Below are 13,667 nucleotides of genomic sequence, written 5' to 3' on the forward strand. Positions count from 1 at the left end.
GCCGTTTGTGTCGGGTAGCGGAGTTCCCCGCCCTGCTGAAGGGCATCTGCGCGGCATCCTCGGGGGGCGCCCCGCAGGGGCGCTTCCAGGGGCGCGGGGAACTGCGCGAGCAACCCACCCCACCCCGCAGACGAACACCGGCCCGATAAGGGCGCGGGGAACTGCGCGACCAGCCCCCGCCGGCCCCCACCCGGAAACGGCCTACCCGGCCGGAGGCCACGTGTCGCCCCACTCCGCGTCGCGGGCCTCGCGGTACAGCGCGCCGTGGCGCTTGGTCACCGTCTCGCGGCGCAGCGCCTCCTCCGCCGTGCACAGGTCGAGCAGCACCTGCCCCTTGCGGATCTGCGGCCGCCGGACGACCCGGTTCACGGCGGGCTCGGCCGCCCCCCGCACCGCCGCGACGTAGCTGAACTTCTCGTCCTCGTACGCCAGTGAGCCGCCCTTGACCTGCCGGTGCAGGGAGGAGCGGCTGACCCGGGCGGAGAAGTGGCACCAGTCCGTGCCGGGCTCGATGGGGCAGGCGGCGCTGTGCGGGCAGGGAGCGGCGACGGTGAACCCGGCCCCGATCAGCCGGTCCCGGGCCTCGATGATCCGGGCGTAGCCGTCCGGGGTGCCCGGCTCGACGATGACCACGGCGCCCGTCGCGGCGCGGGCGGCGGCGTCCACCAGGGCCCGGCGGTCGTCGGCGGTGAGCTCGTTCAGTACGTACGAGACGGTGACGAGGTCGGTCTCCGGGAGGCTCAGCGCCGAGCCGATCCTGGCCCGCTCCCAGCGGATCGCGCCGAGGCCCTCGATGCCGGAGGCGTCGGCGAGTTCACGGCCGAGCGCGAGCGCGGGCTCGGCCCAGTCCAGGACCGTGGTCGCGGTGTTCCACGCCTCCGCGACCGCCCAGCTCGCCGCACCGGTACCGCCGCCGACGTCGGTGTGGGTGGCCGGGGCCCAGTCCGGGACGGCGTCCTGGAGGGCGGCGAGGGCGGACCGTACCGCCTCGAAGGTCGCGGGCATCCGGTACGCGGCGTACGCGGCCACGTCGGAGCGGTCGCGCAGCACCGGGGCGTGGGTCTGGGTGGCTCCCCGGTAGTTGGCGATCAGCCGGTCGACGGCCTGCGCGGCCTGCGACGGCGGCAGCCCGTCGAGCAGCCCGGCGAGGGCGGAGCGCAGGGCCTGCGGGACGGGGACGTTCTCGTTCACCTGGGGATTCTACGGGCGGGACGCGGGGCGGCGGCGCCGTGCCCGGGGACGGCTCAGACTCCGGCTTCCTGCCGCTGCCAGGGGCGGCACAGCACCAGGAAGCACAGCAGCGCGGCGACGCCCGACACCAGCTGCACCACCGCCATCGGAACGGCCGTCCCCTCCCCCGCTATCCCCACCAGCGGAGAGGCCACCGCCCCGATCAGGAACGACGACGTACCGAGCAGCGCGGACGCGGAGCCCGCCGCGTGCGGGGTGCGCATCAGGGCCTGGGCCGTGGTGTTGGGCGTGGCCATGCCCATCGCGGACATCAGCACGAACAGCCCGGCCGCGACCGGCGCGAGGCCGGGGTCGCCGAACACCCCCGACACCATCACGAGCAGCGCCGCCGCCGCCAGGACGACGACGGACAGGGCGCAGACGAGCACCTTGTCGAGGCTGACCCGGCCCACCAGCAGCTTCCCGTTGATCTGCCCGGCGGCGACCAGGCCGACCGAGTTGAGCCCGAACAGCAGCGAGAAGGTCTGCGGCGAGGCCCCGTAGATCTCCTGGATCACGAACGGGGAGGCCGAGATGTACGAGAAGAGCGCGGCGAAGGCGAGCCCTCCGGCCAGCACGTACCCGGTGAAGACCCGGTCCTTGAGCAGCGAGCCCATGGTGCGCAGGGCCTCGCCGACCCCGCCCTCGTGCCGTCGCTCGGGCGGCAGCGTCTCGCCCAGGCACCGCCACACGAAGAGGGTGAGCAGCAGCCCGACGGCGGTGAGCACCACGAACACCCCGCGCCAGTCGGTCAGCCGCAGCACCTGCCCGCCGATCAGCGGCGCCACTACGGGGGCGGCGCCGGAGATCAGCATCAGGGTGGAGAAGAACCGGGCCATCTCGACGCCGTCGTACAGATCGCGCACCACCGCCCGGGCGATCACTATGCCCGCCGCGCCCGCCAGGCCCTGGAGCAGCCGGAAGGCGATGAGCAGTCCGGCGTCGGGCGCGAAGGCGCAGACGGCGGTGGCGATCACGTACACGACCATGCCGACCAGCAGCGGCCTGCGGCGGCCCCACTTGTCGCTCATCGGCCCGACGACCAGCTGGCCGAGCGCCATGCCCGCCAGGCACGCGGTGAGCGTGAGCTGCACGGTGGCGGCGGGCGCGTGGAGCGCGCCGGTGACCTCGGGCAGCGCGGGCAGGTACATGTCCATGGAGAGCGGCGGGAGCGCGGTGAGCCCGCCGAGGACCAGCGTGACCAGCAGACCGGCGCGGCGGGCGGCGACGGGGGCAGCGGCCGGTATCGGGGCCGGTGCGGTCCGGCTGGTCTCCGCCATGGTGTCTCCCGCTTCCGGCCGTACCGACCGTTGTAGTTTCAAGCATCTATGCTCTCAGCCCGGCGGGGGTGCTCGGGACCGGGTCGGCACCGGGTCGGGGCCGGGCCCACATCCCGGACGGCTCCGGCCGGGGCGCGGGCGGCTCCCGTACGCTCCGGGCCATGAACGCATCCGCAGCGCGCAAGACCGCCGTCGTCACCGGCGCCGGTTCCGGCATCGGCCGCTCCGTGGCGCTCACCCTGGCCGCGGCGGGCTGGTCGGTGGCCCTGGCGGGCCGCCGGCCGGAAACCCTGGCGGAGACCGCAGCCCTGGCGGGCCCCGAAGCCGATGCCCTCCCGATCCGTACGGATGTGACGTCACCGGACGAGGTGGCGGCGCTCTTCGAGGCGGTACGGGACCGGTTCGGGCGGCTCGACCTGCTCTTCAACAACGCGGGCACGTTCGGGCCGGGCGGGGTCGCGGTGGAGGACCTGGCGTACGAGGCGTGGCGCCATGTCGTCGACACCAACCTCAACGGGGCGTTCCTGTGCGCGCAGGCGGCGTTCCGGCAGATGAAGGAGCAGGCCCCGCAGGGCGGCCGGATCATCAACAACGGCTCGATCTCGGCGCACGTGCCGCGGCCGCACTCGGTCGCCTACACGGCGACCAAGCACGCGATGACCGGCCTGACCAAGGCGCTCTCCCTGGACGGCCGCCCGTACCGGATCGCCGTGGGCCAGATCGACATCGGCAACGCGGCCACGGACATGACGGCCCGGATGAGCACGGGCGTGCCGCAGGCCAACGGGGAGCTGGCGGTGGAGCCGGTGATGGACGCGGCGGACGTGGCCCGCACGGTGCTGCACATGGCGGAACTGCCGCTGGAGGCGAACGTGCAGTTCGCGACGGTGATGGCGACGACGATGCCGTACATCGGGCGGGGCTGAGGGGCACGCCCCCCTCGCCGCTGTGGGCATGCGTGCCGCCGGGCTGCGCAACCCCGCCCTGACCCCGGGAATGATCACACCCCACCCGGAGTTGACCGCGACATGACCAACGTACTGCGCTACACCGCCTTCTCCTCCGACCCCGCCGGCGGCAACCCCGCCGGGGTCGTCCTGGACGCGTCCGGGCTCGACGACGCCGCCATGCTCGCGATCGCCGCAGAGCTCGGGTACAGCGAGACCGCGTTCCTGACCGCTCCCCCGGAGGGCCTCGGCGAGGAGGGGCGCGCGTTCACGATCCGGTACTTCAGCCCCCAGGCCGAGGTCCCGTTCTGCGGTCACGCGACCGTGGCGACGGCCGTGGCGCTCGGCGAGCGGATCGGCGTGGGCGATCTGGTCTTCGCGACCCCCGTCGGCACCGTCCCGGTGACCGTCACCGAGGACGGCGGCGCCCTGCGGGCCACGCTCACCAGCGTCGAGCCGCACAGCGAGGACATCGCGCCCGACGACCTCGCCGAGGCCCTGGCCGCGCTCGACTGGCCCGCCGCCGACCTCGACCCGGCCCTGCCGCCGCGCATCGCGTACGCGGGAAACCGCCACCTGGTCCTGGGCGCCGCCACCCGCGAGCGCCTGGCGGACCTCGACTACGACTTCGACCGGCTCGCCACGCTGATGCGACGACTCGACCTGACGACGGTTCAGCTGGCCTGGCGCGCGTCGGACACGGTCTTCCACGTCCGCGACCCGTTCCCGATCGGCGGGGTCGTCGAGGACCCGGCGACGGGCGCGGCCGCGGTGGCCTTCGGCGCGTACGTACGCGAACTCGGCCTGGTCCCCGAGGAGTCGGTCCTCACGCTCCACCAGGGCGAGGACATGGGCCGCCCCGGAGTCCTGACGGTGACACTGCGGGCGGGCGACGCGCGCGTACGGGTGGGCGGCGCGGGCACCCGTATCCCCGAGTGACGAGGGCGGCCTTTAGGCCTGCCCGGTCTCGAACCGGCTGACCTTGCCGCCTTGGACGTCGAAGCGCCAGGCGGTGCGCATCTCGCCCCAGGTGTCGTTGCGGTAGTTCGCGATCAGCGAGAGCCCGCCGTCACTTTCCTTCTCGACGTCCATGTGCCCACCCGAGGAGAAGACCTCACGTTCGGTCCACTCGGCCGGGTCCCGGTCGGTCCCGTCGTCGGACATGGTCGCGTCCGGGGTGAGCAGCGCCTGGAAGGCGGCGCGGTCGTTCGCGTTGAGCGCGGTGACGAAGGCCCGGACGGTCGGGTCGCTGAGCTGGTCGACGGGGACGCTCATGGGGGCTCCTGCGGGTGCGGGGTCCGGGACCGGGCTCGCCCATCACGGGGCGGGCCCGCCTCCCAGCTCACCCCATCGCCACCACTCCCGCCACCGGTCGCGGCGCGGGAGGGGGAGGTGTGAAACGGCAGACGAGTCGGGCTGTACGCCGGGTTCTGTCGCCCGGTCGCCTCGCGGCGGCCGGGGAGACGGCCATCCATCTAGGACCGGTGTTGCCATCGGCCTCGTGCGGTCTACCCGCGGACTCGGGCGGGCAGCCCTCGAACGTCCGCGCAGGAGCACCGGAGTGCTCCCTCTTGACCTTGCTCCGGGTGGGGTTTACCTAGCCGCCTGAGTCACCCCAGGCGCTGGTGGTCTCTTACACCACCGTTTCACCCTTACCCAGCGCCTGAGCGCTGGGCGGTCTGTTCTCTGTGGCACTGTCCCGCGGGTTACCCCGGGTGGGCGTTACCCACCACCCTGCCCTGTGGAGCCCGGACGTTCCTCGGGAGGATCCGAGGATCCCCACGCGGCCGTCCGCCCGGCTCGTCTGCCGTGCCGACCATGCTACCTGCCGGGAGGGTGGGCCTGCCGCCGACGCCGTCAGGCAGGGGCGAACTCCACTTTCGCCGTGCCCGGGTCGGCCTGGGTGAGGCGGACCCGGAGGCGTTCGCCCAGGGGGAGGGGGGTGGCGCCCTTGACGGGGGCCACCACGGCCGGGTCGGTCAAGTGGACGGTGCCGACGGCCGGTTCGTCGTCCTTGACGTCGACGACCATCGCGTCGAAGACATCGCCGACGCGGTCTTTGAGGAGCGCCGCCTCCACCAGGTCGACGCACTCGCGCTCGACCGTGTTGGCCCTGCGGGTGCCCTCGGCCATCTCCATGGGGAGGGCGTCGAGCCCGGCGAGCACCCAGTCGGGGATGTCGGCGGTGGCGACCGCCGCGAGGCAGAGCTCACTGGTGTAACGGTCGACGAGGCGGCGCAGGGGGGCCGTGCAGTGGGTGTACTCGTCGGCGACGGCGGCGTGCACCGCGGGGTGCGGGACGTTCCCGCCGGTGAACACGGTGTACCCGGCGCCGCGCAGCAGCGTCGTGCACTCCTGGAGGAACGCTGCGTGGCGCGGGTCGCGCGGGTCGAGGGAGCGGATGACCTGGGCGTACGGGACGTGGTGCGGCCAGTCGATGCCCAGCGCCTGGGCGCAGAGGCGCAGCCGGGCGACGGCGCCGTCGGGGGCGCTGGGGAGGGTGCGCAGGACGCCGGTGCCGTACGCCAGCATCAGGTCGGCGGCGGCGATGCCGGTGAGCAGAGAGATCTGGGCGTTCCAGCCGTCGGCGGGGAGGGGGGCGCGGTACTCAAGCCCGTACCGGCCGTCCCGCTCGACGACCTCCTGCTCGGGAACGTTGAGGGAGATGCCCCCGCGCGCGACCTCCTGCTGTTCGCGCAGCCGCCCGATGTCCTGGAGGAGGGCGAGGGGCGGCTCGGCGGTACCGGCGTCGATCTGCCGCTGCGCCCCGTCGTAGTCGAGCTTGGCGCGGCTGCGGACGAGGGCGCGCTCGACGTGGGTGGCGGTGGTGGCCCCGTCGGCGTCCAGGTCGATGGTCCACAGGACGGCGGGGCGGATGCGGCCCGGGAGCAGGCTGGCGGCGTCCTCGCTGAGTACGGGCGGGTGGAGCGGGATGCGCTCGTCGGGGAAGTAGAGGGTGTTCACGCGGCGGTGGGCCTCGGTGTCCACGGGGCTGCCGGGGACGACGTAGGCGGCGACGTCGGCGATGGCGTAGTGCACGCGGTACCCGCTGCCGCGCTTGGCCAGGTGCATGGCCTGGTCCAAGTCCATGGACGCGGGTGGATCGATGGTGAAGAAGGGGAGGTCCGTGGCGTCGCGGGCGGGCAGCCGGGGGGTGCCCGCGGCCCTGTCCGCCTCGGCGAGGACGTCCGGGGGGAAGCGCTCGGGGACGTCGAGGGTGGTGCGGAGGTCGCGCAGGGCGGCCCTCAGCGGGTCGGCTGCGCCGGTCATACGGAGGTGGCGGCGAGGCATGCCCCGAGCGTAGGCCGCGCGCCCGGGCTCGGCCCCTTTTCGGGGCTGGGCCCCGGGCCCGGTTGCCCGGCTGGGCTGCTCCGCCTGCGGCGGGCCTGCCCCCCCACCCCGCCCCTTCCCGAAAGCCCTCGGGCGGGCGGCCGGGTTCGTCGCCGGCGGGCCGATGACCGTTTCCGGGGCTTCGCCCCGGACGCCCCTTCATCTGCGGGCGGGCGGGGGCTGGTCGCGCAGTTCCCCGCGCCCCTTTTCGGCCCGGTGTTCGTCTGCGGGCTGTGTGTGGCTGGGCGCGCAGTTCCCCGCGCCCCTGAAGGCAGAACGGGGCGCGGCCACATTCAACCCCTCCGGCGTTTGAGGAGCCGGGGGCAGGAGCCGCGGTTCCCCGCCCCTCAGGGGCGCAGGGAACTGCGCGACCGGCCACAGACGCCCCGCAGGCGAATGCGAGGTGGGCCGCAGGCCCCGCCAGGGGCGCCGGAGTGCAGCCCCACCCGGGCGCCGGAGTGCAGCTGCCCCGCCCCTCAGGGGCGCGGGGAACTGCGCGACCAGCCACAGACGCCCCGCAGGCGAAAGCGAGGTGGGCCGCAGGCCCCGCCAGGGGCGCCGGAGTGCAGCCCCCACCCAGGGCGCCGGAGTGCAGCCCCACCCAGGGCGCCGGAGTGCAGCCCCACCAGGGGCGCCGGGGCGGACCCCCGGGAACCCATCTCCGCCCCCTCCCCATCCCCCGGAGGGTTTAGGGAAGGGGCGGGGTGGGGGCTTAATCTGGCTGCGGGGCCGCGCCCCCGTCCCGTACCACCCCCGAGGAGACCCCGTGCTCGTGCTGCTCCCGCCCTCCGAAGGAAAGGCCGGCGGGGGGCGCGGGACGCCCCTCAAGGAGGAGGCGCTGTCCCTGCCGGGGCTCAGAACGGCCCGCGCCGCCGTCCTCGACGAGCTGGTCGAGCTGTGCCTCGGGGACGAGGACAAGGCCCGCGACGTGCTCGGCCTCAGCGAGGGCCTGCGCGGCGAAGTAGCCAAGAACGCCGAGCTCCGCACCGCCGGCACCCGCCCCGCCGGCGAGATCTACACCGGTGTCCTCTACGACGCCCTCGGCCTCGCCACCCTCGACCCCGCCGCCAAGCGCCGCGCCGCCAAGTCGCTGCTGGTCTTCTCCGGCCTCTGGGGCGCCGTCCGCATCACCGACCGCATCCCGTCGTACCGCTGCTCGATGGGCGTGAAGCTGCCGGGACCGGGCGCGCTCGGGGCGTACTGGCGCGGCGTCATGGACCCGGTCATGACCGAGGCCGCCGGGACCGGCCTCGTCCTCGACCTGCGCTCCTCCGCGTACGCCGCCGCCTGGAAGCCCAAGGGCGAGGTGGCCGGGCGGACCGCGACCGTACGCGTACTGCACTCCCGGATCGTCGACGGCGTCGAGAAGCGTTCGGTGGTCAGCCACTTCAACAAGGCCACCAAGGGCCGCCTGGTGCGGGACCTGCTGCTGGCGGGGGCCGCCCCCGCCGACCCGGCGCGGCTCGTGGAGGCCCTGCGCGACCTCGGCTACGCCGTGGAGTGCGCCGCCCCCGCCAAGCCGGGCAAGGCGTGGGCGCTGGACGTGGTCGTGGAGCAGATCCACTGACCGCCACGCCCTTTTGACGCCCCGTTGCACCTTCCGCAACAGTCGTTGCAGGCCCCGCATCCGCCCGGCAGGATGCCCCCATGACCTCCGTCCTGGACCTCGCCCCCGTCGTCCCCGTGGTCGTCCTCGACGACGTGGCCGACGCCGTGCCGCTCGCGCGGGCCCTCGTGGCGGGCGGGCTGCCGGCGATCGAGGTGACCCTGCGTACGCCCGCCGCGCTCGACGCGATCAGGGCGATCGCGGACGGCGTGCCGCAGGCCGTGGTCGGGGCCGGGACCGTGGTGTCGGCCGCCGGGGTCGCCGACTCCGTGGCGGCCGGGGCGCGCTTCCTGGTCAGCCCCGGCTGGACCGGCGGCCTCCTCAAGGCGATGACCGCGTCCGGGGTCCCGTTCCTGCCCGGGGTCGCGACCGCGTCCGAGGTGGTGGCGCTCCTGGAACGCGGGGTCAGCGAGATGAAGTTCTTCCCGGCGGAAGCGGCGGGCGGTACCGCCTATCTGAAATCCCTCGCCGGGCCGCTTCCCGGCGCTCGCTTCTGCGCCACCGGCGGCATCTCGCTCGCCTCGGCGCCGGAGTATCTGGCGCTGCCGAACGTGGGCTGCGTCGGAGGTACGTGGATGCTGCCCCCGGACGCACTCGCCGCGCGGGACTGGGGGCGGGTGGAGTCGCTGGCCCGGGAGGCGGCGGCGCTCCGCTAAGGGTGCGAGGTCAAGTGCAGTCGTTCGGCTGCGGGCCGTCTGTGGCTGGTCGCGCCCGCGCGGCGCAGCCGCACAGTGCCGCATGCCCGCGCCCCTGATGGGCGCGGGCAACCACGCGACTCAGCGCAGATGCGACGTCTCATTGAGCAGCCGCACCGACGCGTTGCCGTCGCCGTAGTACGCCACCGCCGACACCGACGCCGCCGACAGCTCCATCCGGAACAGCGACTCCGGCGGGGCGCCCAGGGCGAGCCGGACCAGCGTCTTGACCGGGGTCACATGCGTGACCAGCAGGACCGTGCGGCCCTCGTACGCCGTGAGCAGCCGGTCCCGGGTCGCCGAGACGCGCCGCGACACCGTCGCGAAGCTCTCGCCGCCGCCCGTCGGCGCCGCCTTGGGCGAGGCGAGCCACGCGTCGAGATCGGCGCCGTACCGCTCGCGCACCTCCGCGAAGGTCAGGCCCTCCCACGCGCCGAAGTCCGTCTCGCGCAGGCCTTCCTCGACTCGTACGTCCAGACCGAGGCGCGCCGCGACCTCCGCCGCCGTCTCACGGCAGCGCCGCAGCGGGGACGAGACGACCGCCTGGATCGTGCCCCGGGCCGCCAGCGCGGCGGCCACCTGCTCGGCCTGGCGACGGCCCGCCGCCGACAGCTCCGGGTCGGAGCCGCCGCTGCCGGAGAACCGCTTCTCGGGGGTCAGCGCGGTCTCGCCGTGCCGCAGCAGGACGAAGGTCGTGGGCGTACCCAGGTCGGGCGCGCTCCACCCGGCCGCCGGGGCCCCGGCGGTGGCCACCCGGGCCGGAGCCGGAACGGTGGCCGCGGCGGCAGCCGGAGCCGTCACGGAAGACGTCCCCAGCGCCGCCCGGGCCCGCGCCGCACCCGCCGCCGCGTCCCCGACGACCCGCGCCGCACCCGCGTCGGCGGAGCCGGAACCCGCGTTCAGCGCCGCCATGGACGCCGACGGCTCCCACTGCTTGCCGCGCTTGCCCGCGTCCATCGCCTCGTTGGCGAGCCGGTCCGCGTGCTTGTTCTTCTCGCGCGGGATCCACTCGTACGTGATCTGCGCGGGCGGCAGGATCCGCCCGGCCTCGGCCGCGAGCGGCTTCATATCGGGGTGCTTGATCTTCCAGCGGCCCGACATCTGCTCGACGACCAGCTTGGAGTCCATCCGGACCCGGACCTTCGCCGCCGGGTCCAGGGCCTTCGCGGCCTTCAGTCCGGCGATCAGGCCCTTGTACTCGGCGACGTTGTTGGTCGCGACGCCGATGTACTCCGCCGCCTCGGCCAGTGTCTCGCCCGTCACCGGGTCGAGGACCACCGCGCCGTAACCGGCCGGGCCCGGGTTGCCCCGGGAGCCGCCGTCGGCCTCGACAACGAACTGCCGCACTACAGGCCCGACTCCGACGTACGGACCAGGATGCGGTGGCAGTTCTCGCACCGCAGCACGGTGTCCGGGGACGCCGCCTTGACGTCGTTGACCTCGGTGATGTTGAGCTCCAGGCGGCAGCCCTCGCACTTGCGCTGGTAGAGGCGGGCCGCGCCGACGCCGCCCTGCTGCAGGCGGAGCTTGTCGTAGAGCTTCAGCAGGTCGGCCGGGATCACGCCCGCGACCACCTCGCGCTCCTTGGCCACGTCGGCGGCCTCGGCGTCGAGCTGCTGGGTCGCGGCGTCGCGGCGGGCGGTCGCGTCGTCGGTCTTCGACTGCACGGAGGAGACGCGCTCGGTCAGCTCGGCCGCCCGCTCCTGGGCGGACTCACGGCGCTCCATGACCTCCAGGACGACGTCCTCCAGGTCACCCTGGCGCTTGGCGAGCGAGACGATCTCGCGCTGGAGGGACTCCAGGTCCTTGGGGGACGAGACGGCGCCCGAGTCCAGGCGCTGCTGGTCGCGGGCGGCGCGCTGGCGGACCTGGTCGACGTCCTGCTCGGCCTTGGTCTGCTCGCGGGCGGTGTCGCTCTCCTCGGTCTGCGCGGCGACCAGCAGGTCGCGGAGCTGGGCGAGGTCCTTGTTCAGCGACTCGATCTCGGCGTGCTCGGGCAGCGAGTTCCGCTTGTGGGCGAGCTGCGACAGGCGTACGTCGAGGGCCTGTACGTCGAGGAGGCGGATCTGGTCGGCGGGCGCGGCGTTCAGTTGGGGGCTCCAGAAGAGTGGTGGGATGACCAGGGGTCGGTGACCGTCTTCGAGACGTGGACCCGCAGGTCCCAGCCGTGACGGTCGGAAATCTCGTCGAGCTGTGCGGCGGCCTGCTCGCACCAGGGCCACTCGGTGGCCCAGTGGGCGGCGTCGATCAGGCCCAGCGGTGCATGGTGGGTGGCCTCCGACACCGGGTGGTGGCGCAGGTCCGCGGTGAGGAAGGCGTCGGCTCCCGACGCCCGTACGGCGTCGAAGAGGCCGTCGCCCGAGCCGCCGCTGACCGCGACGGTCTTCACCAGCGCCCCGGTGTCGCCCGCGACCCGGATCCCCTGCGCGGCGGCGGGCAGCCGGGCGGCGGCGCGGGCGGCGAACTCGCCCAGCGTCACCGGGTGGTCCAGCTCGCAGATCCGGCCGAGGCCGCGGCGGCCCGAGGGGTCGGTGGCATCGGGCACGAGCGGCCGGACGACCCGGAGGTCCAGGGCGCCCGCGAGGGCGTCGGAGACGCCGGGGTCGGCGGTGTCGGCGTTGGTGTGGGCGACGTGCAGCGCGATGTCGTGCTTGATCAGGGTGTGCACGACCCGGCCCTTGAAGTGGCCGGCCGCGACCGTCGTCGTACCGCGCAGATAGAGCGGGTGGTGGGTGACGATCAGATCGGCGCCGAGCTCCACGGCCTCGTCCGCGATCTCCTGTACGGGGTCGACGGCGAACAGCACGCGCCGGACCTCCGCGTCGGGCTCGCCGCAGACGGTGCCGACCGCGTCCCATCCCTCGGCCCGCTCGGGCGGCCAGAGGGCGTCGAGCGCGGCGATGACTTCAGACAGACGGGGCACGGACACAGGTTACCCGCGCGGGGCGCCCCGCCCACCATGGCTTCGGCCCCGCCCGCCCCGGGCGGCTGCTCAGGTACGCCTTGCCTTACTTGCACCGCACTGCACATCCGTCGCCCCGCTCACAGGGGAATCGCCCGATAGCCACCCTTTGGTGTGAAGCGGGTGGTCTCGTGTTGTTCGGCAGGAAGTGCGAAAACTACCTTCATGGGCCGGAGGTGAGCCATCTCATGACGGCCTTGGCCATCGAGACCGCTGCCGGGAACGGCGCGGCCCAGCAGACGGAGTTCACGATCACCGCGGACGGCGCCTACGCGGCCCGCCTGGTGAGGGGAGAGGGCGGGGGCGACCGCTGGTTCCCCGAGCGGTGGACGCTCGACGGACCCGAGCCGTACGCGGTGCCGCTGCCCGGCAACCAGCCGGAGGAGCCGGACGCCTCGGTGCTGCCGATGGCGGACGGGCGGGTGCTGATCCACCGCCGGGTCGCGGACCGGGACGCCTTCGCCCTGCTCTACCCGACCGGCCCCGGCACCGGCGAGCTCGCCCTGGGCACGGTCGCCCACCACGGCACGCCCGGGCGGCGGATGACCCTGCTGCCGCCGTCCCCGAACGGCAGCTGTGCGTACGCGCTGGCGGCCGGGCCGCAGGACAGCACGATCTGGCTGGTGGCGGGCGGCGCCTTCGGCCCGGAGCCGGTCGCCACCCTCAAGGGCCACTGCTCGGGCGGCGTCTGGCTGGACCGGACGGGCCGGATGCTCGCCGTGGACCGGGAGCTGGACGGGCGGACCAAGGCGGTCGCGGTGGACCTGGAGCGCGGCGGCGAGGTGACCCCGCTCCTCCAGATCACCGAGGAGAGCCAGGACCGGCTGCTGCTCGCGGACCCGGACACCGGTCTGCTGCTGCTGCGCTCCGACGCGCCCGGCCACGACCGGCTCGGCTGGGGTGTGCTCGGCTCCACCCTGCCGGTCCGCTTCCCCGAGTGCCTGCGGCTCGCGGACGCGGCGGTCACCCCGTTCGCCGTACAGCCCCGGCAGGCGCTGATGCCGGAGAGCTGCGCGGTGGCGCTGCGGATCGACGCGGCGGCGGGCACCTGGCTCGGGGTGTGGCGCCCGGCGGGCCGCCGGCTGCACCAGCTGGCCGCGCCCGAGGGGTGGCTGGCGGGCTCAGGTCTGTGGACCCGGTACGGAGTGCTGCGGCTGCCCTGCGCGACGCCCGCGGCGCCCTGCTCGGTGGCTGCGGTCCCGGCCCCGGCGGACGTGCCGCGGCCCGCCCCCGTACCGCTGAAACCGCAGGCCCCCCGGCCCGTACCGCTCGCGCAGGCACCGCTGACCGGCCGTCAGTAGGCCGTGGGCGTCTGGTTAAGATCCACGGCGAACGCAACGGACGAAACACAACGGGGTGACTGCACCACATGTCCGAGACACTGACCGCCATGTCCGCCGAAGCCACGACGGACCCCGACGGCCACGGCCGGCACCGGGGCGGCGCGGCGGCGACCGAGGAGCCGACCCACGAGGCCCACGGTCGCCATCGCAGGATGGACGCAGGGGCAAGCTGATCAGGTGGCCGGGGGGGGGGGGGGGGGGGGGGGGGGGGGGCGGGGAAACGGGGGGGGGGGGGGGGGGGGAGTGGTGTTTTGTCCCCACCGAGGGGCCCCCA

At 74.5% G+C, this 13,667-nt stretch carries 13 protein-coding genes and 1 other RNA gene; 6 read left to right on the forward strand and 8 right to left on the reverse strand.

Annotated features, from left to right (window positions below; all coding sequences use genetic code 11):
• Positions 1–201 precede the first annotated feature (201 nt).
• On the reverse strand, positions 202–1,191 hold the full coding sequence (locus ACZ499_RS38025; RefSeq protein WP_468681496.1) for a small ribosomal subunit Rsm22 family protein: 990 nt from the start codon (positions 1,189–1,191) through the stop codon (positions 202–204).
• 53 nt (positions 1,192–1,244) lie between these two features.
• Positions 1,245–2,510, reverse strand: a complete 1,266-nt coding sequence (locus ACZ499_RS38030) for a multidrug effflux MFS transporter (RefSeq protein WP_468681498.1) — start codon at positions 2,508–2,510, stop codon at positions 1,245–1,247.
• A gap of 161 nt (positions 2,511–2,671) precedes the next feature.
• On the opposite strand from ACZ499_RS38030, the gene ACZ499_RS38035 reads away from it, so the two are divergent.
• Together ACZ499_RS38035 and ACZ499_RS38040 are read left to right on the forward strand one after the other, a co-directional pair.
• On the forward strand, positions 2,672–3,436 hold the full coding sequence (locus ACZ499_RS38035) for an SDR family oxidoreductase (protein WP_468681501.1): 765 nt from the start codon (positions 2,672–2,674) through the stop codon (positions 3,434–3,436).
• Between the two features lie 102 nt (positions 3,437–3,538).
• Positions 3,539–4,396 carry a PhzF family phenazine biosynthesis protein gene (locus ACZ499_RS38040; protein WP_468681502.1) on the forward strand — a complete coding sequence of 286 codons (858 nt, stop codon included), beginning with the start codon at positions 3,539–3,541 and terminating at the stop codon, positions 4,394–4,396.
• Between the two features lie 12 nt (positions 4,397–4,408).
• On the opposite strand, the gene ACZ499_RS38045 is transcribed toward ACZ499_RS38040, so the two are convergent.
• The 3 genes from ACZ499_RS38045 to ACZ499_RS38055 form a co-directional block, all read right to left on the reverse strand.
• Positions 4,409–4,732 (reverse strand): nuclear transport factor 2-like protein, encoded by a 324-nt coding sequence (locus tag ACZ499_RS38045; RefSeq protein WP_468681504.1) that lies wholly within the window; start codon positions 4,730–4,732, stop codon positions 4,409–4,411.
• Positions 4,733–4,860: 128 nt separating this feature from the next.
• Positions 4,861–5,260: RNase P RNA component class A (gene rnpB / locus ACZ499_RS38050), an RNA gene on the reverse strand.
• A gap of 54 nt (positions 5,261–5,314) precedes the next feature.
• Positions 5,315–6,748 carry an RNB domain-containing ribonuclease gene (locus ACZ499_RS38055; protein ID WP_468681506.1) on the reverse strand — a complete coding sequence of 478 codons (1,434 nt, stop codon included), beginning with the start codon at positions 6,746–6,748 and terminating at the stop codon, positions 5,315–5,317.
• An 805-nt stretch (positions 6,749–7,553) separates the two neighbouring features.
• Here ACZ499_RS38055 and yaaA point away from each other — a divergent pair.
• Positions 7,554–8,354, forward strand: a complete 801-nt coding sequence (gene yaaA / locus ACZ499_RS38060) for a peroxide stress protein YaaA (RefSeq protein WP_468681508.1) — start codon at positions 7,554–7,556, stop codon at positions 8,352–8,354.
• 80 nt (positions 8,355–8,434) lie between these two features.
• Entirely contained in the window at positions 8,435–9,049 is a 615-nt protein-coding gene (gene eda / locus ACZ499_RS38065; RefSeq protein ID WP_468681511.1) for a bifunctional 4-hydroxy-2-oxoglutarate aldolase/2-dehydro-3-deoxy-phosphogluconate aldolase, read from the forward strand.
• A 120-nt stretch (positions 9,050–9,169) separates the two neighbouring features.
• Here the strand turns inward: eda and ACZ499_RS38070 are convergent, their stop codons facing one another.
• Genes ACZ499_RS38070 through ACZ499_RS38080 form a run of 3 tightly spaced genes read right to left on the reverse strand, consistent with a single transcriptional unit; the run spans position 9,170 to position 12,011 of the window.
• Positions 9,170–10,435, reverse strand: a complete 1,266-nt coding sequence (locus ACZ499_RS38070) for a bifunctional RNase H/acid phosphatase (RefSeq protein ID WP_468681513.1) — start codon at positions 10,433–10,435, stop codon at positions 9,170–9,172.
• Positions 10,435–11,178: a zinc ribbon domain-containing protein gene (locus ACZ499_RS38075; protein WP_468405774.1), complete on the reverse strand. Its 744-nt coding sequence runs from the start codon at positions 11,176–11,178 to the stop codon at positions 10,435–10,437. The genes ACZ499_RS38070 and ACZ499_RS38075 overlap by 1 nt, the downstream gene beginning before the upstream one ends.
• On the reverse strand, positions 11,175–12,011 hold the full coding sequence (locus ACZ499_RS38080) for a Nif3-like dinuclear metal center hexameric protein (RefSeq protein WP_468681515.1): 837 nt from the start codon (positions 12,009–12,011) through the stop codon (positions 11,175–11,177). The genes ACZ499_RS38075 and ACZ499_RS38080 overlap by 4 nt, the downstream gene beginning before the upstream one ends.
• 227 nt (positions 12,012–12,238) lie before the next feature.
• On the opposite strand from ACZ499_RS38080, the gene ACZ499_RS38085 reads away from it, so the two are divergent.
• Positions 12,239–13,351: a hypothetical protein gene (locus ACZ499_RS38085; RefSeq protein WP_468681517.1), complete on the forward strand. Its 1,113-nt coding sequence runs from the start codon at positions 12,239–12,241 to the stop codon at positions 13,349–13,351.
• A gap of 68 nt (positions 13,352–13,419) precedes the next feature.
• Complete coding sequence (locus ACZ499_RS38090; RefSeq protein ID WP_468681519.1) at positions 13,420–13,566, forward strand: hypothetical protein; 147 nt, start codon at positions 13,420–13,422, stop codon at positions 13,564–13,566.
• The last annotated feature ends 101 nt before the right edge of the window (positions 13,567–13,667 follow it).

Source organism: Streptomyces sp. NPDC031265 (assembly GCF_055570295.1).